This window comes from Pseudomonas sp. FSL R10-2189, assembly GCF_009600325.1.
GTDB classification, from domain to species: Bacteria; Pseudomonadota; Gammaproteobacteria; order Pseudomonadales; family Pseudomonadaceae; genus Aquipseudomonas; species Aquipseudomonas helleri.
Window position 1 is genome coordinate 26,033 of the sequence record NZ_WIVZ01000036.1, and the last position, 16,562, is coordinate 42,594.

At 56.9% G+C, this 16,562-nt stretch carries 16 protein-coding genes, 1 tRNA gene and 1 pseudogene; 9 read left to right on the forward strand and 9 right to left on the reverse strand.

Translation table 11 applies throughout. The annotated features are described in order from the left end of the window. Nucleotides 1-23 precede the first annotated feature (23 nt). The 5 genes from GHO32_RS21270 to GHO32_RS21285 all read right to left on the reverse strand — a co-directional run bounded on the left by GHO32_RS21270 (nucleotide 24) and on the right by GHO32_RS21285 (nucleotide 2,883). Nucleotides 24-254 carry a hypothetical protein gene (locus tag GHO32_RS21270; protein ID WP_153335249.1) on the reverse strand — a complete coding sequence of 77 codons (231 nt, stop codon included), beginning with the start codon at nucleotides 252-254 and terminating at the stop codon, nucleotides 24-26. Between the two features lie 228 nt (nucleotides 255-482). After that, nucleotides 483-722, reverse strand: coding sequence for a pyocin S6 family toxin immunity protein (locus GHO32_RS27265; protein ID WP_368668461.1), 240 nt, complete (start codon nucleotides 720-722; stop codon nucleotides 483-485). Between the two features lie 302 nt (nucleotides 723-1,024). Continuing rightward, nucleotides 1,025-1,285 carry a hypothetical protein gene (locus tag GHO32_RS21275; protein WP_153335248.1) on the reverse strand — a complete coding sequence of 87 codons (261 nt, stop codon included), beginning with the start codon at nucleotides 1,283-1,285 and terminating at the stop codon, nucleotides 1,025-1,027. Between the two features lie 87 nt (nucleotides 1,286-1,372). Next, nucleotides 1,373-1,633 (reverse strand): colicin E3-like toxin immunity protein, encoded by a 261-nt coding sequence (locus GHO32_RS21280; RefSeq protein ID WP_372239834.1) that lies wholly within the window; start codon nucleotides 1,631-1,633, stop codon nucleotides 1,373-1,375. Further along, nucleotides 1,630-2,883: a colicin E3/pyocin S6 family cytotoxin gene (locus tag GHO32_RS21285; RefSeq protein ID WP_153335247.1), complete on the reverse strand. Its 1,254-nt coding sequence runs from the start codon at nucleotides 2,881-2,883 to the stop codon at nucleotides 1,630-1,632. Before GHO32_RS21285 ends, GHO32_RS21280 begins: the two co-directional genes overlap by 4 nt. 440 nt (nucleotides 2,884-3,323) lie before the next feature. Between GHO32_RS21285 and GHO32_RS21290 the strand changes: the two genes are divergently transcribed. Next, the gene (locus GHO32_RS21290; RefSeq protein ID WP_048390979.1) at nucleotides 3,324-3,587 is read left to right on the forward strand and encodes a DUF3077 domain-containing protein; all 264 of its coding nucleotides are present in this window, start codon (nucleotides 3,324-3,326) and stop codon (nucleotides 3,585-3,587) included. 148 nt (nucleotides 3,588-3,735) lie between these two features. Continuing rightward, on the forward strand, nucleotides 3,736-4,761 hold the full coding sequence (locus GHO32_RS21295) for a 5'-nucleotidase (protein WP_153335246.1): 1,026 nt from the start codon (nucleotides 3,736-3,738) through the stop codon (nucleotides 4,759-4,761). 23 nt (nucleotides 4,762-4,784) lie between these two features. On the opposite strand, the gene GHO32_RS21300 is transcribed toward GHO32_RS21295, so the two are convergent. Next, nucleotides 4,785-4,861: transfer RNA gene (locus GHO32_RS21300), tRNA-Arg, on the reverse strand. 348 nt (nucleotides 4,862-5,209) lie between these two features. Between GHO32_RS21300 and gabD the strand changes: the two genes are divergently transcribed. The 3 genes from gabD to GHO32_RS21315 all read left to right on the forward strand — a co-directional run bounded on the left by gabD (nucleotide 5,210) and on the right by GHO32_RS21315 (nucleotide 9,482). Further along, a complete protein-coding gene (gene gabD / locus GHO32_RS21305; RefSeq protein WP_153335245.1) occupies nucleotides 5,210-6,652 on the forward strand; it encodes an NADP-dependent succinate-semialdehyde dehydrogenase in 1,443 nt (480 codons plus the stop codon). A 176-nt stretch (nucleotides 6,653-6,828) separates the two neighbouring features. After that, a complete protein-coding gene (gabT, locus tag GHO32_RS21310) occupies nucleotides 6,829-8,112 on the forward strand; it encodes a 4-aminobutyrate--2-oxoglutarate transaminase (RefSeq protein WP_153335244.1) in 1,284 nt (427 codons plus the stop codon). 143 nt (nucleotides 8,113-8,255) lie between these two features. Beyond that, entirely contained in the window at nucleotides 8,256-9,482 is a 1,227-nt protein-coding gene (locus tag GHO32_RS21315; RefSeq protein WP_153335243.1) for an HDOD domain-containing protein, read from the forward strand. A gap of 86 nt (nucleotides 9,483-9,568) precedes the next feature. Here the strand turns inward: GHO32_RS21315 and desA are convergent, their stop codons facing one another. Continuing rightward, nucleotides 9,569-10,753: a delta-9 fatty acid desaturase DesA gene (desA, locus tag GHO32_RS21320; RefSeq protein ID WP_048390508.1), complete on the reverse strand. Its 1,185-nt coding sequence runs from the start codon at nucleotides 10,751-10,753 to the stop codon at nucleotides 9,569-9,571. 149 nt (nucleotides 10,754-10,902) lie between these two features. Between desA and dibA the strand changes: the two genes are divergently transcribed. Then, nucleotides 10,903-12,825 (forward strand): phosphodiesterase DibA, encoded by a 1,923-nt coding sequence (dibA, locus tag GHO32_RS21325; protein WP_153335242.1) that lies wholly within the window; start codon nucleotides 10,903-10,905, stop codon nucleotides 12,823-12,825. Between the two features lie 8 nt (nucleotides 12,826-12,833). Here the strand turns inward: dibA and GHO32_RS21330 are convergent, their stop codons facing one another. Continuing rightward, nucleotides 12,834-13,118: a hypothetical protein gene (locus tag GHO32_RS21330; protein ID WP_153335241.1), complete on the reverse strand. Its 285-nt coding sequence runs from the start codon at nucleotides 13,116-13,118 to the stop codon at nucleotides 12,834-12,836. Nucleotides 13,119-13,243: 125 nt separating this feature from the next. Between GHO32_RS21330 and GHO32_RS21335 the strand changes: the two genes are divergently transcribed. After that, nucleotides 13,244-13,903 (forward strand): glutathione S-transferase family protein, encoded by a 660-nt coding sequence (locus GHO32_RS21335; RefSeq protein ID WP_153335240.1) that lies wholly within the window; start codon nucleotides 13,244-13,246, stop codon nucleotides 13,901-13,903. Nucleotides 13,904-13,983: 80 nt separating this feature from the next. Here GHO32_RS21335 and argH read toward each other — a convergent pair whose 3' ends face one another. Then, on the reverse strand, nucleotides 13,984-15,378 hold the full coding sequence (gene argH / locus GHO32_RS21340) for an argininosuccinate lyase (protein ID WP_048390503.1): 1,395 nt from the start codon (nucleotides 15,376-15,378) through the stop codon (nucleotides 13,984-13,986). 265 nt (nucleotides 15,379-15,643) lie between these two features. Here argH and GHO32_RS21345 point away from each other — a divergent pair. Beyond that, nucleotides 15,644-15,766: pseudogene (locus GHO32_RS21345) on the forward strand (sensor histidine kinase); the annotation flags it as partial. Further along, on the forward strand, nucleotides 15,763-16,509 hold the full coding sequence (locus GHO32_RS21350; protein ID WP_153335239.1) for a LytTR family DNA-binding domain-containing protein: 747 nt from the start codon (nucleotides 15,763-15,765) through the stop codon (nucleotides 16,507-16,509). The pseudogene GHO32_RS21345 and the gene GHO32_RS21350, both read left to right, overlap by 4 nt. Nucleotides 16,510-16,562: the final 53 nt, after the last annotated feature.

The window sequence follows — 16,562 nt, forward strand, 5'->3', positions numbered from 1 at the left end:
AGACAAGCTCGCTCCTACAGTTTTTACGCTGAGCAAGACAACTGATAGAGACCGTTCGGGGTTTCCAGTGTGCTCTCTACCCATGTTTGGATAGCCCGCACTTGCGCTGGGGTGAGGGCGTACTCATAGATTGCCTCTTCATCCGAAGCCCATCCCATGAGCGCTTTGAGCTGTTCAGCATGCGCGCCAGGGATAGCCACTTCGTTTATTAGCTCTTCTGTGGTCTTATCGAAAATCAAAACAGAATGGTTCATGGTTCTACTTTCTTGGTGGGTTTCGTTTATTTACCTCTGCTGTCATCTATTCGATGGCACTCATGCGCGACGATCTCGTAACAGTTGCCGAGCCTGCGAGGCTACGTCCGATTGCGCAGCGATCGTAAACCCTGAAAGCACGATTGAGCTGCAGAGCTATTACGCCCCAGAAAGTCATCAACGCTGTCGAAAGGCTCAATAATAAATTTCATAACGTCGATGCCTACGTTAAGCAACACACCCTATAAACAGTGCCAAATCTACTATCGTGGGCTCGTCCAACAGCTTCGCGAACAGTCGTGCTTGATCAGGCGTAATCTCAGTCTCCCACCCGCCAGCCTCGTCCAGTGATTTCCAATCCATAATCTTAAGAGACTCGACCACAAGATCACCCTGCAGAACACGCTCAAATTTCAATGAGTCATCCGTATTCGGCGCTGGTAGAAAACCTGTTAGTTGTAAGTGCATTGTTTTGCTCCTATTTGTTTTTGAGTGGTTCGGCCGTTTTTGGACGAAGCCACTTTTATATCGGAGCAATCGGGTGATATCGCTGGAGTTTACGCATTGACAGTGAGCTGAAAATCATAAGCCGATGTATCGAAGTTTTCGTTCGCGAGCTTATCTAGCGCTACTAATTGGTCTGCTCTGAGGTCGTAGCCTTCCCAACCTTGCTGTTGAGTTGTCCACTCCATAATGACTTTCACCTGTTCGTCATGTATCGCAGGGATAACAAATTCAAAACCAGTAATTCAGTCGTTTTATCGAAGACCTCAACAAAAAACTTCATTGACTTCATCCCTTATTTCTGAGCCAGATAGATAATAAATACAGTTCGGTGTTTCTAATGTTCTCTCTAACAACTGCTCGATGGCTTGTAGTTGAGAGGGAAGAAGGGCGTAGTCATAGACTGCATCTTCATCAGAGGTCCATCCCATTAACGCTTTAACCTGCGCGGCATACATGGCTGGAATTAAAACTTTACTGAGCACCTCCTCAGTGAGCTTGTCGACAATAAAAACAGAATGGTACATGGCTCAATACTTTTTGTAGGGGGCTAAAGATAAATAGCATTCGTCTGCTTCGTAAAGGTCTTCACCCATATGCCGATTTTTTTGATATCAATCTCTATAGTTAAATGAAACTTGGTAGTCGTAGATATTTAAATCTATGCGATGCTTAAACAAAGGCTGTAAAGTTTCAAGCCATTTATATTTAACGTCAAACCCGCCGTTATTAATATTGTGTGCAACAGGAATTTCAAGCTTTTCCATCACGGTGCTGTCCTCCCCGAGGTCTATGGAGGACTCCTCTGCGACCCAGTATTCTGTTGTTTTATCAAACCATTCCAGCTCTACTCTAAGACCCACGTGTAACCTCACAGATATTTTTTAATGTTACGGCCATTTTTCGGAGGATCAATTTGGTCTCCGGTCATAGGGTGATATGAGCCCAGATGGCTTCCATCGCTTGCTCGATAAAGTTCCAACTCACCATGCAGCGAGTCCCACTCATAAATAAACCTACCTTTTTTATCTATCCAGCGTGAACGATAACCACCACCCCCTTGTACTGGCGTTTTTTTCTTGGCTCTTATAAGCCCTGGGAATGCAAGGATTTCATTCGTTTTGGGGGGAGCATGATAATCATGCCCATACTCCTTTACGCCCTTTCGAGGCACATTCAGCACAACATAAAGCGGCGCCACACCCGAGTCAGCCGGGAACACCAAAATGAAGTCTTTGTAGTTCGGTGGATAAATCGGATTAACGATCAGCGCGTCAGCGGCTTTTGTCGGCGGGTAGATCCATATCTGCGGAGTGTGCGGCGCACCTTTTAGCGGTGGAATCCCGAGTGTGTCCTGAGGGTTTGTCGCGGGCGTCCAGATCAACTCCACACCATCACCAAAGTCCGCCACCTGCTGCGAGCCGCGCGGGGTGAACTGGATGACGTCGATCATTTCCCATTCGGGTGTTGAGCCGGTGTAAAAGCCATAGCCCTTGAGCGATCCATCTGCCTGTTGCTCAACCTGCAAGCGCATACGGGTGCGGGCTTGCTTGAGTGAGCGCAGTTGGTCTTCGGTGTACAGGGCGCTGTCAGCCAGTGAAGACGGCCATAAAAAGGCGAGCACGCCCAACAACGTGCTGGCAATCATCGTTCCACCAACGGCGGCAACGCCTCCAGTGGCGGTCGTTCCAGTGGCGGTGCCGCTCAAGGCCAGACCACCGATACCCGCCGGTACCGCGCCACTGATTAAGGCCAGTGGCACCAACCCGGAACTGTCGGTCTGGGTCCCACCCAAAATCGCAAAATTGCCGTAGTCACTCAGGCTAACAACCGGCACGAAACCCGCCGGGTCGCTGTAGTTGATAACGGCATCGGGCAGCTTGCTGCACTTGGCGAACACACAGCCCCGCCGCTCAGGTTTCTGATGGCTTTGCTGAGCGGCCGCTTCAGCTTGGCGGCGCGCCATGTAGGCATTTTGCCGGGCCTGAATGGCCTCGTAGGCCTTGATCCCGGCATCACGTTCTTTGAGTTCGGCCGGAGTCATGTCATCAAAATACGAAGCCCCTTGGCCGCCATCGCCACCCACACGCCTTAGTGTTTGCGTCACACCTTGCTTGCTGCTCATAGGGCGCCTTCCAGTAGGAGAGCGCCGCACGGTATCGGCATCAAAATGCAGCCGAAATCAGCTTGATCGGCATTGTCTGTAGGCAGGCAGACTTAGGCCTGAAGGATTTTTACAGCGCGCAGTTTGTAAGGCGGGCACAGAAAAGCGCACCCTCCTACGTGAAGTGCAGCAATGGATGGCTTCTTGACGTTGAGGGCAGGGGTACTGTGCACCGTCACTGAAATAAACAGTGGTCGGGCCTGGAAACCCGGGTAACAATAATCGCCTTAACGCCCATCTAACTTCGATTGCTGGCGTTTGTATGCGTTATGGCGGCTATGCGCGGGAGGTCTTCAGGCCTGCCGGGTTCCTATTGTCCCGGTTTTCCAGCCCGCGTATGGCTGTCACCTTTTGCCTGGAAACAAAAATGACAGCTCTTAATTACTTTAGGAGCAAGATCAATGACCACCTCTTCCCCGATCAAAACCCTGGGTGTCGTGACCTTCGGCCCTTGCGGCGCAGACGATCATCAGTTGTTTCGTGTAAACCCGGATATCCCGTTGCGCCAAGCGCTAGAACAAGTCTCGGCCTTACTGTTCTGCGCCAAAAAGCTGGCCCTTGATGCTGCCTTGGAACACGACGGCGAACGCCATGCCTGGGCCTCGCACTACCTGTGCGACATGGGCAAAGCCGTCATCGACGACCTGTGCCTGCACGACCTCTAACCCACCCCCCACCGATCTGTAGGAGCGAGCTTGCTCGCGATCTTTTGATCTTTCCAAAGATCGCGAGGCTCACGCCTACAGATGAACAGCACTAAATCGACTATCCTCGCAGCCTCAGCAAGCGCGCAGCGGCATTAAGGAAGTCCCCATGGCATTTGATTTGAGCAACACCTTGGTCGTCGGTATTTCCGCTACCGCGCTGTTCGACATGAGCGAATCTGACCAAATGTTCAAGGACGGCCTCGAAACCGACCCTGAGAGCGCGATCCCCAACTACCGCCGCTACATGCAAGAGCGTGAAAACGAACTGCTGAAGCCCGGCACGGGGTACTACCTGGTCAAAGCCCTGCTGGACCTGAACCGGCATCGCAAAAGCGACGACCAAGCGCCGCTGGTCGAAGTGGTGGTCATGTCCCGCAATAGCCCGGACACCGGCATCCGCGTGCTCAAAACCATTCGTCACGACCAACTGGCAATCACCCGTTCGGCCTTCACCGGCGGCGAGTCAGTGGCCGATTACATCGACGCCTTCGATGTGGACCTGTTTTTGACCACCAACGTCGAAGATGCGCAAAAGGTCATCGACTCCAGACAATGCGCCGCAGCGATCCTCACCGCACCCCCGGCCAACGCTCCGCAAATCCCCGAAGGCCAAGTGCGCATCGCCTTCGACGGCGACGCCGTCCTGTTCTCCGACGCCAGCGAACTGGTCTATAAAACCAAAGGTTTGGTCGCCTTCCAGGCGCAAGAAGATGCGCTGCAACACACCCCCATGGAAGAAGGCCCCTACGCCAGCCTGTTAATAAAACTGGCCAGCTTGCAAGAACGCCTGCCCACCGGCAGCAAAGACTCCCCCATCCGAATCGCCATCGTGACCGCGCGCAACTCACCCTCAGAAATGCGCGTCATCAACACCCTGCGCGCCTGGGGCGTCTACGTCGACGAAGCCTTCTTCCTCGGCGGCGTCGGCAAAGCCAAAGTACTCACCGCCTTCAACCCGCACATCTTCTTCGACGATCAAGACATCCACCTGGAAGCCGCCGCCACCCTGGTGCCTTCCGGCAAAGTACCGTACCTGACGCGCACAAACGTACTGGAGCTACCGGCTCCGGCTGACAAGGAAGGGGGTATGTTGGAAGCGGCCGATTCGGGGGTTGAGTCGGCTGAGCCGTAGAAAGGCTCAATACAAAGAAAAGATGGCGCACCAGGCGGGATTCGAACCCACGACCCCTGCCTTCGGAGGGCAGTACTCTATCCAGCTGAGCTACTGGTGCAACGCGGGCGCCATGATACTCATCTGCGTGTCGCCCGTCCATGCCGCTGATTCGTCGGGTGTTTCTTTGTGCGTTATGGGGTATTAATGAGGACTAGGTGAGAAAAGGGTGAAATCAGGCCGTTTGTTCTTTTTTTCGAACAGCCTATTGTCCTTTACCCCTGTTGACCCTAGGATTCGTTTGAGATTTCAAACGCTCTTGTCTGAGTGCTGAATCGCACGGCTTATTCTTTGTGCGCTATCCAAGTACTTTGGCAGTGAATGACTTCCTGACGGCAGCCTTCTATGGCGCCTTTCTTCTATCAATAATTCGCCCCGCCTCTGCGCGGTGCTGTTAAGGAAAGCCAACATGCAGCTCAAAGACGCACAACTGTTCCGCCAACAAGCCTATATCGATGGCGCTTGGGTCGATGCGGACGGTGGTCAGACGATCAAGGTTAACAACCCGGCCACGGGCGAAATCATCGGTTCCGTGCCAAAAATGGGCGCGGCTGAAACCCGTCGTGCGATTGAAGCCGCAGACAAGGCGTTGCCAGCCTGGCGTGCACTGACCGCCAAAGAGCGTGCAGGCAAACTACGTCGCTGGTTTGAGCTGTTGATTGAAAACCAGGACGACCTGGGCCGTCTCATGACCCTGGAGCAAGGCAAGCCACTGGCTGAAGCCAAGGGCGAAATCGCTTACGCCGCTTCGTTCATCGAGTGGTTCGCTGAAGAAGCCAAGCGCGTCTATGGCGACGTGATTCCAGGCCACCAGCCTGACAAACGCCTGATCGTGATCAAACAACCGATCGGTGTGACCGCTGCCATTACGCCGTGGAACTTCCCGGCTGCCATGATCACCCGTAAAGCAGGCCCGGCACTGGCCGCAGGTTGCACCATGGTGATCAAGCCGGCTTCGCAAACCCCGTTCTCCGCGTTGGCACTGGTTGAGCTGGCGCACCGTGCCGGTATTCCAAAAGGCGTGTTGAGCGTTGTGACAGGCAGCGCTGGCGACATCGGCGGCGAGCTGACCAGCAACCCGATCGTGCGCAAGCTGTCCTTCACCGGTTCGACCGAAATCGGTCGTCAACTGATGGCCGAATGCGCCAAGGACATCAAAAAAGTTTCTCTGGAACTGGGCGGCAACGCGCCGTTCATCGTGTTTGACGACGCTGACCTGGATAAGGCCGTCGAAGGCGCGATCATCTCCAAGTACCGCAACAACGGCCAGACCTGCGTGTGCGCCAACCGCCTGTACATTCAGGACGGCGTGTACGACGCGTTCGCAGAAAAACTCAAAGCGGCTGTGGCCAAGCTCAAAATCGGTAACGGTCTGGAAGAAGGCACCACCACCGGCCCGCTGATCGATGACAAGGCTGTGGCCAAAGTCAAAGAACACATCGCTGATGCACTGAGCAAAGGCGCTACCGTGCTGGCAGGTGGCAACAGCCTGGAAGGCAGCTTCTTCGAGCCGACCATTCTGGTCAACGTGCCGAAAAACGCTGCCGTGGCCAAAGAAGAAACCTTCGGCCCGCTGGCACCGCTGTTCCGTTTCAAAGACGAAGCCGAAGTGATCGAGATGGCCAACGACACCGAGTTCGGTCTGGCGTCGTACTTCTATGCGCGTGACATGAGCCGCGTTTTCCGTGTTGCAGAAGCACTGGAATACGGCATGGTCGGCGTTAACACCGGTCTCATTTCCAACGAAGTCGCGCCTTTTGGCGGCATCAAGGCGTCGGGCCTGGGCCGCGAAGGCTCCAAGTACGGCATCGAAGACTACCTGGAAATCAAATATCTCTGCCTGAGTATTTAACTCGGCGGGTGGTTCAGCAGAAGGGGCACGAGAGCGATGCTCCCTCTGTGTTTCAAACTGTTAATTTTTGTGGCCGGGAGCGCCATGCCAGTCGATCATCGCATGCTGGCATCGGTGTTACCCAGGCGCGTCAGCCTTGAACCACGCCGTTAGATAAACGGCGAATGAGGAACACCATGAGCAACAAGACCAACGCATCTTTGATGAAACGCCGTGAAGCCGCTGTCCCTCGCGGCGTTGGCCAGATCCACCCGATTTTTGCCGAGTCGGCAAAAAACGCGACCGTAACCGACGTTGAAGGTCGTGAATTCATCGACTTCGCGGGCGGCATCGCGGTACTGAACACCGGTCACCTGCACCCGAAAATCATTGCCGCCGTGCAAGAGCAACTGACCAAGCTGACCCACACCTGCTTCCAGGTACTGGCTTACGAGCCGTACGTAGAGCTGTGCGAAAAAATCAACGCCAAGGTCCCAGGCAACTTCGACAAGAAGACCCTGCTGGTGACCACCGGTTCGGAAGCCGTTGAAAACGCCATCAAGGTTGCCCGTGCAGCTACTGGCCGTGCTGGCGTGATCGCGTTCACCGGCGCTTACCACGGCCGTACCATGATGACCCTGGGCCTGACCGGTAAAGTCGTGCCTTACTCGGCCGGCATGGGCCTGATGCCAGGCGGTATCTTCCGCGCTCTGTACCCATGCGAGCTGCATGGCATCAGCGTTGACGACTCCATCGCCAGCATCGAACGCATCTTCAAAAACGATGCCGAGCCTAAAGACATCGCCGCCATCATCATCGAGCCAGTTCAGGGCGAAGGTGGTTTCTACGTGGCGCCGAAAGCGTTCATGGCTCGCCTGCGTGAACTGTGTGACAAGCACGGCATCCTGCTGATCGCTGACGAAGTACAAACAGGCGCGGGTCGTACCGGCACCTTCTTCGCCATGGAACAAATGGGCGTGGCAGCTGACCTGACCACCTTCGCTAAATCCATCGCTGGCGGCTTCCCGCTGGCGGGCGTGTGCGGCAAGGCCGAGCTGATGGACGCTATCGCTCCAGGCGGCCTGGGCGGCACCTACGCCGGTAGCCCGGTGGCGTGTGCAGCGGCATTGGCTGTGCTGGACGTGTTCGAAGAAGAACACCTGCTGGACCGCTCCAAGGCAGTGGGCGAGCGTCTGGTGTCTGGCCTCAAGGCTATCCAGGCCAAGTACCCGGTGATCGGTGACGTTCGTGCATTGGGCGCCATGATCGCGGTCGAGCTGTTCGAAGGCGGCGACGCACACAAGCCAAACGCAGCAGCCGTGGCTCAAGTCGTTGCTAAAGCGCGTGAGAAAGGTCTGATCCTGCTGTCGTGCGGCCCGTACGGCAACGTCCTGCGTGTTCTGGTGCCATTGACCGCTCCAGACGAGCTGCTGGACAAAGGCCTGGCCATTATCGAAGAGTGCTTCGCTGAGCTGGCGTAAGCCCGCCGTGGAGATGTGACTCGATAGACAAAAAAAACCGCTTCGGCGGTTTTTTTTGGTTTAAGCGATTCAGACATGTGATTTTTCTGTATCCATGCGTTGCCATTGTCTAAGGTGCAGGCATTGCGCTGGGAGCAGATTGAATGGCCGTTGTAGATTTATCCGTTGTACCGAGTGTATTGATTGCCGAGGCAGATCCATGGTCCCGGGATCTGCTCAAGCAAGTGGTGCTGAGTGTTCGGTGTGACGCGCAGTTGGATGTGTGTGGTGAAGGGCAGCAGGCACTCTTGCTGCTGAGCCAAAAAAGTTATGACCTGGTGATTTCAGACCGGGACCTGCCCGGTGTCAGCGGGCTGGATGTGTTGCGCAGTGTGCGCCAACGTCGTCGCAGCCCGGCCTTGCCGTTTATTTTAGTCAGCAGCCGCAATGATAGCGCCAGCGTGCGCGAAGCCTTGCCGCTGGCGCCCACCGCCTATCTGACCAAACCGCTGGACCTGAGCGGTCTGACCAAGCGTCTGCAGGGGCTGTTACTGAGCGCGGGGCAAGAGGTGCTGTGTGACGTGCCGTCACTGGCGCCCGGCATGACCCTCAAACGTTTTCTGACACAGCGTCGGGCGTCCTCGGATGGCGCGCCGCTGTGGATCGATGCGCGGGCAGCGGTCAAGCGCAGCCTCAGCCCTGACGGCCTCAACCTGGCGGCGCTGGAAGATGAAGTGTGCAAAGACCCGCAAATTACCGCCGTGCTGATTGCCGCGGCCAATAGCGCTGCGCAGCACCTTGCGCGGCCCGCCCAGACGCTGAGCCACGCCTTGCAGCGGCTGGGCCCGGCGCAAAGCATGAACCTGGTGCAAGGGCTGACGCTCAAGCACAGCGCGCAACTGAACGACCCGCGTCTGGCCGATTACGCCGAGCACCAGTGGGCGGTGTCGTTGCGCGCGGCAGAGTACGGTCGCACCTTGGCAGGCATGCTCAACCTCGATCAGCAGCGCTGCTACTGCGCGGGTTTGCTGTACCGCCTGGGTGATCTGGCGGTGCTGCGCTGTTTGCAGGAATGGCAGCAGGCGGGGGGCGAGCTGGACACGCAGGTGATTGACGAGTCCCTGGCCGAGTTCGGGGCCGCCTATGGCTCTGCGTTGCGCACACGCTGGCGCTTGCCGCTGGAGCTGCGCGAGTTGATCGCGGCGGTGTATCACTTGGGAGGCGGGGTGTACTCGCGTGAGGCGCTGGTCATGAACCTGGCCGGGCAGCTGGCGGTGCTGGAATCAGAAGAAGGCCTGGATGCACTGGCCAGCAGCAAGACCGCGCGTTTGCTGCGGGTGGGCAGAGCAGAACTGTCGCGCCTGATGAGCAAGGTGCAAAGCACCGTCTAACCCTGTTTGCGTAGGAGCGAGCTTGCCTCGCGATCTTTTGATCTTAAAAGATCGCGAGGCAGCCGCCCGCAAAGCAGCAACCGCTCTTAAACCGCCGCAGGGCGCAGCGAGTAGGTTTTCAGCTGTTTGGCAAATTCACGCAGCGAATGAATCCCGCTGGCTTCCGCCTCATGGACCCATTCCTTGATCGCCGCCAGCATGTCGTGACCATTGGTGCTGGTCTTGATCCAGATCTGTTGCAGCGCCAGACGCTTTTCATAGATCACTTTGAGCGATTGGCTGTGCTCCAGCAGGGTTTCGATACGCTGATGATGGCGCTCTTCCAGCAGGCTGGTTTCACGCGACAGCAGGCGCTTGGCCCGGCGGAACTGGTGGCGAACCGAGTGATCGACCTTGGCCAGCTCTTGCTGCACCAGCGGTGCGATCACCAGCTTGCGGTACTGCGCCATGATCTGGAACCGGTTGTTGAGGATCGCCATCGCGGTGTCCATGTCCAGGCTGCCTTTGCCTTCGACCCGGTGGGCGATAGGCGCAACCCGCTGAACCTTGGCCAGACGCAAAAAGCTGAACACTTTGATCCACGCCCACCCCAGGTCGAACTCCCACTTCTTGACCGACAGCTTGGCCGAGTTGGGATAGGTGTGATGGTTGTTATGCAGCTCTTCGCCACCAATGAGGATGCCCCACGGCACCAGATTGGTCGCAGCATCGCGGCACTCAAAGTTGCGATAACCGACCGCATGGCCCAATCCGTTGACCACGCCCGCAGCCCACACCGGGATCCACATCATCTGCACGGCCCAGATGGTCAGGCCGATGGCGCCGAACAGCAGCAAATCAATCACCAGCATCAAGGCCACGCCCAGCAGCTTGTAACGTGAATAAAGATTGCGCTCGATCCAGTCTTCAGGGCAGTTTTTGCCGTAAATACGCAGCGTTTCAGGATTCTGTGCTTCTTCGCGATACAGCTCTGCACCTTTTCGCAAAACGGTCGATAACCCTTTGACGACCGGGCTGTGCGGGTCATCGGCGGTTTCACATTTGGCGTGGTGTTTGCGGTGAATGGCCGTCCACTCGCGGGTGTTCTGCGCGGTGGTCAGCCATAGCCAGAAGCGGAAGAAGTGTTTCAGGCCACCGTTGAGTTCAAGTGAGCGGTGAGCTGAGTAGCGGTGAAGATAAACCGTGACACCGATAATGGTCACGTGGGTCATCAACAGGGTGACTGCAACCAGTTGCCAGGCTGACAAGTCAAGAAAACCGTTGTACCACATAGGCTGTTTGGCCCTCGGGAAGATGAAATAAATTGCAACACGCATTATCACCATGCAGCCATTTAAAACCAGTCGCCCTTTGAGATAAGAGTGGCTGGATGTTTCTTACTCTATAATTCCCATTTTTTTGTAGGCGTTATAACTTTCTCATGTCGGTTTCTTCTCGCAATGCCTTGCGTGCAGCCCTGCTTTACGGGTTGTTATCGGTAGTCTGGCTGCAAATAACTGATCATTTATTGAGCAGTTTTTTTGACGATTCGGCGCAGTTGGCGCACTGGCAGCTCATCAATGGATATGTGTGGGTGTTTGTCAGCGCCGTTCTGATCTTTGTCGCCCGCTCCCAACTGTTGGGTTTTCTCGGCGGCAGCGCCAGTTTGAAGCGCCAACGCGAGGATCGCGAGCGTCTGCGCCAAGCGGCAGCGGTGTTTGACTGCACCCGTGAAGGGGTGCTGGTCACTGACCGTACAGGTGCAATTGTGCATGTGAATCGGGCGCTGGTTGAAATCACCGGATATACGGTCGAAGAAGTGCTGGGCAAACGGCCCAACATGTTCAAGTCCGGTCACCATGACCTTGAGTTTTACCAAGGTGTTTTCAAGTCCTTGCAAGAAACCGGCGACTGGCACGGCGAGATCTGGAACCGGCGCAAAAACGGCGAAATCTACCCGCAGTGGCAAACCGTACGGGCCATCACCGACGAAAAAGGCCAGCTCACCCACTATGTCGCGGTGTTCACCGACATTTCGGCGATTAAAAAATCCCAGACAGACCTGGCGCGGCTGGTCCACCATGACCCGCTCACAGACCTGCCCAATCGTTTGCTGTTCACCGACCGTACAGAGCAAGCCTTGACCTCTGCGCAGCGCCACAAGACAGGCTGCGCGCTGCTGATGATCGACCTTGATCATTTCAAAATTATTAACGACAGCCTGGGGCATAACGTCGGCGACCTGTTGCTCAAGGCGGTCAGCGGGCGTTTACAGCGCGTGTTCGGCAAAGGCTACACGGTGGCCCGGCTGGGCGGCGACGAGTTCGCCGTGCTGATCGAAAATTGCTCAAATGCGAGCCGCGCCGAGGTGCTGGCGCAGCAGGTGCTGGAGGCCATGAAAGCAGCGTTTGAGATCACCGGCCATCAACTGTTTGTGAGTGCCAGCGTGGGCATCAGCGTGTTCCCCGGCGATGCGCTGAACGCCGAGCAACTGCTGCGCAATGCCGACTCGGCGCTGTTCAAGGCCAAAAGTGCGGGCCGCGAAGGCTACGCGCTGTACACCGAAGAACTGACCGTGCACGCCCTTAACCGGATCGAGGTGGCCAGCGACTTGCGCCGGGCGCTCGAGCAGCAAGAGTTGCGGGTGTTTTACCAGCCAGTACATGACCTGCAAACCAGCCGCCTGATCGGGGTAGAAGCCTTGGTGCGCTGGGAGCACCCGCTGCGGGGGCTGGTGCCTCCGGGGGAGTTTATCCCTATCGCTGAACGCACCGGCCTGATAGCCGAAATTGACGCCTGGGTGCTGGAACAAGCCTGTTGGCAGATGTGCCAGTGGCAATCGGCCGGCGTGCATTTGTCGTTCGTGGCGGTGAATATCTCCAGCCGCCTGTTTGCCCGCCCGGAGCTCTACACGCTGGTGTCCACCGTGTTGACCGACAGCGGCCTGGACCCGGCCTTGCTGGAGCTGGAAGTCACTGAAAGCGCGGTGATGGAAGATTCACAAGGGGCGCTGGAGCAGATGCACCGCCTGCGGGCGCTGGGGTTGCGCCTGGCCATTGATGACTTTGGCACCGGCTTTTCATCGCTGCTGCGCCTCAAGCAACTGCCTGTGCAAAAACTCAAAATTGATCAGGGCTTTGTCGCAGGCTTGCCTGAAGACAATGACGACGTGGCGATTGTGCGCGCGGTCATTGCCCTGTCCCAAAGCATGGGCTTGCAGGTGCACGCCGAAGGCATCGAACACATCGAGCAGGCGCAGTTCCTGCTCGACTTCAAGTGCGATCTGGGCCAGGGCTACTGGTTTGGTCGCCCGGTGCCTGCCAGCGAGCTGGACTGGCAGCGGGCGCCCGCCATTCGCACCTGAGCGCTGCCTCAGGCTTTCTCGGGTGGCAGCTCAGGCAGTGCGCGAAGGGCTGCTTCGTACCACTCGGTGTTGAACGCGCGGTCCTCGTCGAGCATCGCGTCGATCTCGATGGCCAGTACGTGGGCCATCAAGTTCAAAATCTCTTCGCGCTCGTAACCGACCAGGGTCAGCTTATTGAAGGTGGCCTTGGCCGCGGGCGGGTTGTCGCTTTCGATCTGGTTTTCAATTGCCTGGGTCAGGGTGGATTCTGCGAATTCTTCTTCGTCGTTGTCGATATCAGTTGGCTCGCTCATGGGCAGGCTCCTTAAGGTAAGGCCGGCAGTTTAGCGGTATTCAGCGCAATGATGCTGCTGGTCAGCTTAGCGGCGAAGCTCTATAACAGCTGCTGCCAACCCCAACATGGCCTGGAGGCTTTGTGATGCTCAAGCTTTATGGATTCGCCGTCAGTAACTACTACAACATGGTCAAGCTGGCGCTGCTGGAAAAGGGCCTGCCGTTTGAAGAGGTCGCATTTTTTGCCGGCAAAACCCCCGAAGCGCTGGTGGTCAGCCCTTGCGGCAAAGTGCCGGTACTGGGCGTCGAGCAGGGCTACGTCAACGAAACCAGCGTGATCCTCGACTACATCGAGCAGACCCAGCCGGGCCCCAAACTGCTGCCGACCGATCCCTTTGAGCGTGCCCAAGTCTTGGCCATCGCCAAAGAAATCGAGTTGTACATCGAGTTGCCAGCCCGTACGTGCTATGCCGAAGCGTTCTTCGGCACGCAAGTCCCTGAGGCGATCAAGACCAAAGCCAAGGCTGAGTTGCTGCACGGCATTGCGTCGCTGGCGCGTCAGGCAACATTCGCACCGTATGTCGCGGGCGACACCCTGAGCGTGGCGGACATTTACTTCCTGTACAGCGTCAGCCTGGCCTGTGGCGTGGGCAAGAAAGTCTTCGGCCTGGACCTGCTGGCCGAACTGCCAGGCGCCAAGGCGCTGCTGGAGCACCTTGAGCAAAACCCGCACGTTAAACGCATCGCGGCAGACAAAGACGCAGCCATGCCGCAGTTTTTGGCGTGGATTAGCAGCAAGAAGTAAATCTGTAGGAGCGAGCTTGCCTCGCGATCTTTTGACCTTAAAAAGATCGCGAGACAAGCTCGCTCCTACAAGCGCAGTGTTTAACGGCTGGCCAGCAAGGCCTTGCCGCGAACCACTGCCGCTTTCACCTGGGCGGGCGCTGTGCCGCCAATGTGATTACGGGCGTTGACCGAACCTTCCAGGGTCAGCACGGCAAACACGTCGTCTTCAATCTGATCGCTGAACTGGCGCAGTTCTTCCAGGCTCATTTCGGCCAGGTCTTTGCCCGTTTCCACGCCGTATTTCACAGCATGACCAACGATTTCGTGGCAGTCACGGAACGGCAGGCCACGGCGCACCAGGTAGTCGGCCAGGTCGGTTGCCGTCGAGAAACCGCGCAGCGCCGCTTCACGCATGATCGCGTGCTTGGGCTTGATCGCCGGGATCATGTCGGCAAACGCACGCAACGAGTCACGCAGGGTGTCAGCGGCATCGAACAGCGGCTCTTTGTCTTCCTGGTTGTCCTTGTTGTAGGCCAATGGCTGGCCTTTCATCAGGGTCAGCAGGCCCATCAGGGCACCGAACACGCGGCCGCTTTTGCCACGTACCAGCTCTGGCACGTCGGGGTTTTTCTTTTGCGGCATGATCGAGCTGCCGGTGCAGAAGCGGTCGGGCAGATCAATGAACTGGAACTGCGCGCTGGTCCACAGCACCAGCTCTTCGGAGAAGCGCGACAGGTGCATCATCGCAATGCTCGCGGCGGCGCAGAATTCGATGGCGAAATCGCGATCCGAGACGTTGTCCAGCGAGTTGCCGCCCACGGCGTCAAAGCCCAGCAGTTGCGCGGTCAGCTCACGGTCGATCGGGTAGGTGGTGCCCGCCAGTGCGGCGCTGCCCAGCGGCATGCGGTTGGTGCGTTTACGGCAGTCGACCAGACGCTCGTAGTCGCGGCTGAGCATCTCGAACCAGGCCAGCATGTGATGCCCGAAGGTCACCGGTTGAGCGGTTTGCAGGTGCGTAAAGCCCGGCATGATGGTCTCGGCTTCGCGCTCGGCTTGCTCCAGCAGGCCTTTTTGCAGGCGTGTGATTTCAGCCAGGATGAGGTCGATTTCATCACGCAGCCACAGGCGAATATCGGTAGCGACCTGGTCGTTACGGCTACGCCCGGTGTGCAGCTTTTTACCGGTCACGCCGATGCGGTCTGTCAGGCGCGCTTCGATGTTCATGTGTACGTCTTCCAGATCGACGCGCCAGTCAAAAGTGCCGGCCTCGATTTCGCTCTGGATGGTTTTCAAACCGTCGATGATGCTGTCGCGCTCTGCATCGGTCAGCACACCGACCTTGGCCAGCATGGTGGCGTGGGCCACAGAGCCCATGATGTCGTGGCGATAAAGGCGCTGGTCGAAAGTGACCGAGGCAGTGAAGCGCGCAACGAAGGCGTCGACGGGTTCACTGAAGCGGCCGCCCCAGGACTGATTGGTCTTGTCGGTGCTCATGGATTCGCTCGTAATCGGCTGAGGGGGAGTACATAAAAAGTTATGGCGGATCATAACAGGGTTGCCATTCAAGGCGTTGACGCAGGTCGGCAGGTTTTAACGGATTTGAGGTATAAACAAAATACCGAAACGAATTGTATAGATTGGCCCCATTCGTCTTGGCAACCGTCTACAGTTGGTCGTATGGAGCAGTCTTTGCAGGTCTTTGTAGCTTGTTGGACGCATCCGGTATTAAATCGAGCAACAGACACAGGTGAATTTTGCTGTGCGACTTGCGGCACTTTTTGGCCTTCACGCTAGTCTTAGCGTGGATCGCTGTGACAGCCGTCACTTCACCTGTCTACGCTATCCTTGTGCGAGACTCACGCAGGAATACAGCGCTATATGAATGTCCTGATCGTTGATGACGAAACCTTGGCCCGAGAGCACTTGAGCCGTTTGCTCAATGCTGTTGGGGGTTATACGCCGCTGGAGCCCGCCGCTACTCATGGCGAAGAGGCTCTGAGCCTGATCGAAAGCCTGAAGCCCGATGTCGTACTTCTGGACATCCAGATGCCGGGCCTCGACGGTTTGCAGGTCGCTGCCAAATTATGCGAGCGCGAATTGCCACCCGCCGTGGTGTTTTGCGTAACGCCTGACGAGTTCTCTGTTCAGGCCCTGCAAGACAGCGGTGTGAGCTATGTGCTCAAGCCGGTCAGCGCCGAGGCCCTTACTGCGGCCTTGAAAGACGCGCACCGGCCTAACCGTGTGCAACTGGCGGCCCTGACTCGGCCTGCCGCGCAAACGGGCAGCGGGCCGCGCAGCCACATCAGTGCCAGAACCCGAAAAGGCATTGAACTCATCCCTATCGACAAAGTGATTTATTTCATCGCTGACCATAAATACGTGACCTTGCGTCACGAGGGCGGCGAAGTGTTGCTCGATGAGCCCCTCAAAGCCCTCGAAGACGAATTCGGTGAACGCTTTGTGCGTATCCACCGCAACGCGCTGGTGGCGCGTGACCGTATCGAACGCCTGCAACGTACCCCGCTGGGGCACTTTCAGTTGTTCCTCAAGGGGCTCAATGGCGATGCACTGATTGTGAGCCGCCGCCACGTGGCGGGCGTGCGCAAAATGATGCAGCAGCTCTGACACGGCAAATGGTCATTGTGGTGGGAGCGGGCTTGCTCGCGATTCAGGCGGCG

Bases quoted from the DNA above. Each gene is read 5' to 3' on its own strand.
- GHO32_RS21270 (WP_153335249.1), bottom strand. From the start codon at position 254: ATGAACCATTCTGTTTTGATTTTCGATAAGACCACAGAAGAGCTAATA.
- GHO32_RS27265 (WP_368668461.1), bottom strand. From the start codon at position 722: ATGCACTTACAACTAACAGGTTTTCTACCAGCGCCGAATACGGATGAC.
- GHO32_RS21275 (WP_153335248.1), bottom strand. From the start codon at position 1,285: ATGTACCATTCTGTTTTTATTGTCGACAAGCTCACTGAGGAGGTGCTC.
- GHO32_RS21285 (WP_153335247.1), bottom strand. From the start codon at position 2,883: ATGAGCAGCAAGCAAGGTGTGACGCAAACACTAAGGCGTGTGGGTGGC.
- GHO32_RS21290 (WP_048390979.1), top strand. From the start codon at position 3,324: ATGACCACCTCTTCCCCGATCAAAACCCTGGGTGTCGTGACCTTCGGC.
- GHO32_RS21295 (WP_153335246.1), top strand. From the start codon at position 3,736: ATGGCATTTGATTTGAGCAACACCTTGGTCGTCGGTATTTCCGCTACC.
- gabD (WP_153335245.1), top strand. From the start codon at position 5,210: ATGCAGCTCAAAGACGCACAACTGTTCCGCCAACAAGCCTATATCGAT.
- gabT (WP_153335244.1), top strand. From the start codon at position 6,829: ATGAGCAACAAGACCAACGCATCTTTGATGAAACGCCGTGAAGCCGCT.
- GHO32_RS21315 (WP_153335243.1), top strand. From the start codon at position 8,256: ATGGCCGTTGTAGATTTATCCGTTGTACCGAGTGTATTGATTGCCGAG.
- desA (WP_048390508.1), bottom strand. From the start codon at position 10,753: ATGTGGTACAACGGTTTTCTTGACTTGTCAGCCTGGCAACTGGTTGCA.
- dibA (WP_153335242.1), top strand. From the start codon at position 10,903: ATGTCGGTTTCTTCTCGCAATGCCTTGCGTGCAGCCCTGCTTTACGGG.
- GHO32_RS21330 (WP_153335241.1), bottom strand. From the start codon at position 13,118: ATGAGCGAGCCAACTGATATCGACAACGACGAAGAAGAATTCGCAGAA.
- GHO32_RS21335 (WP_153335240.1), top strand. From the start codon at position 13,244: ATGCTCAAGCTTTATGGATTCGCCGTCAGTAACTACTACAACATGGTC.
- argH (WP_048390503.1), bottom strand. From the start codon at position 15,378: ATGAGCACCGACAAGACCAATCAGTCCTGGGGCGGCCGCTTCAGTGAA.
- GHO32_RS21350 (WP_153335239.1), top strand. From the start codon at position 15,763: ATGAATGTCCTGATCGTTGATGACGAAACCTTGGCCCGAGAGCACTTG.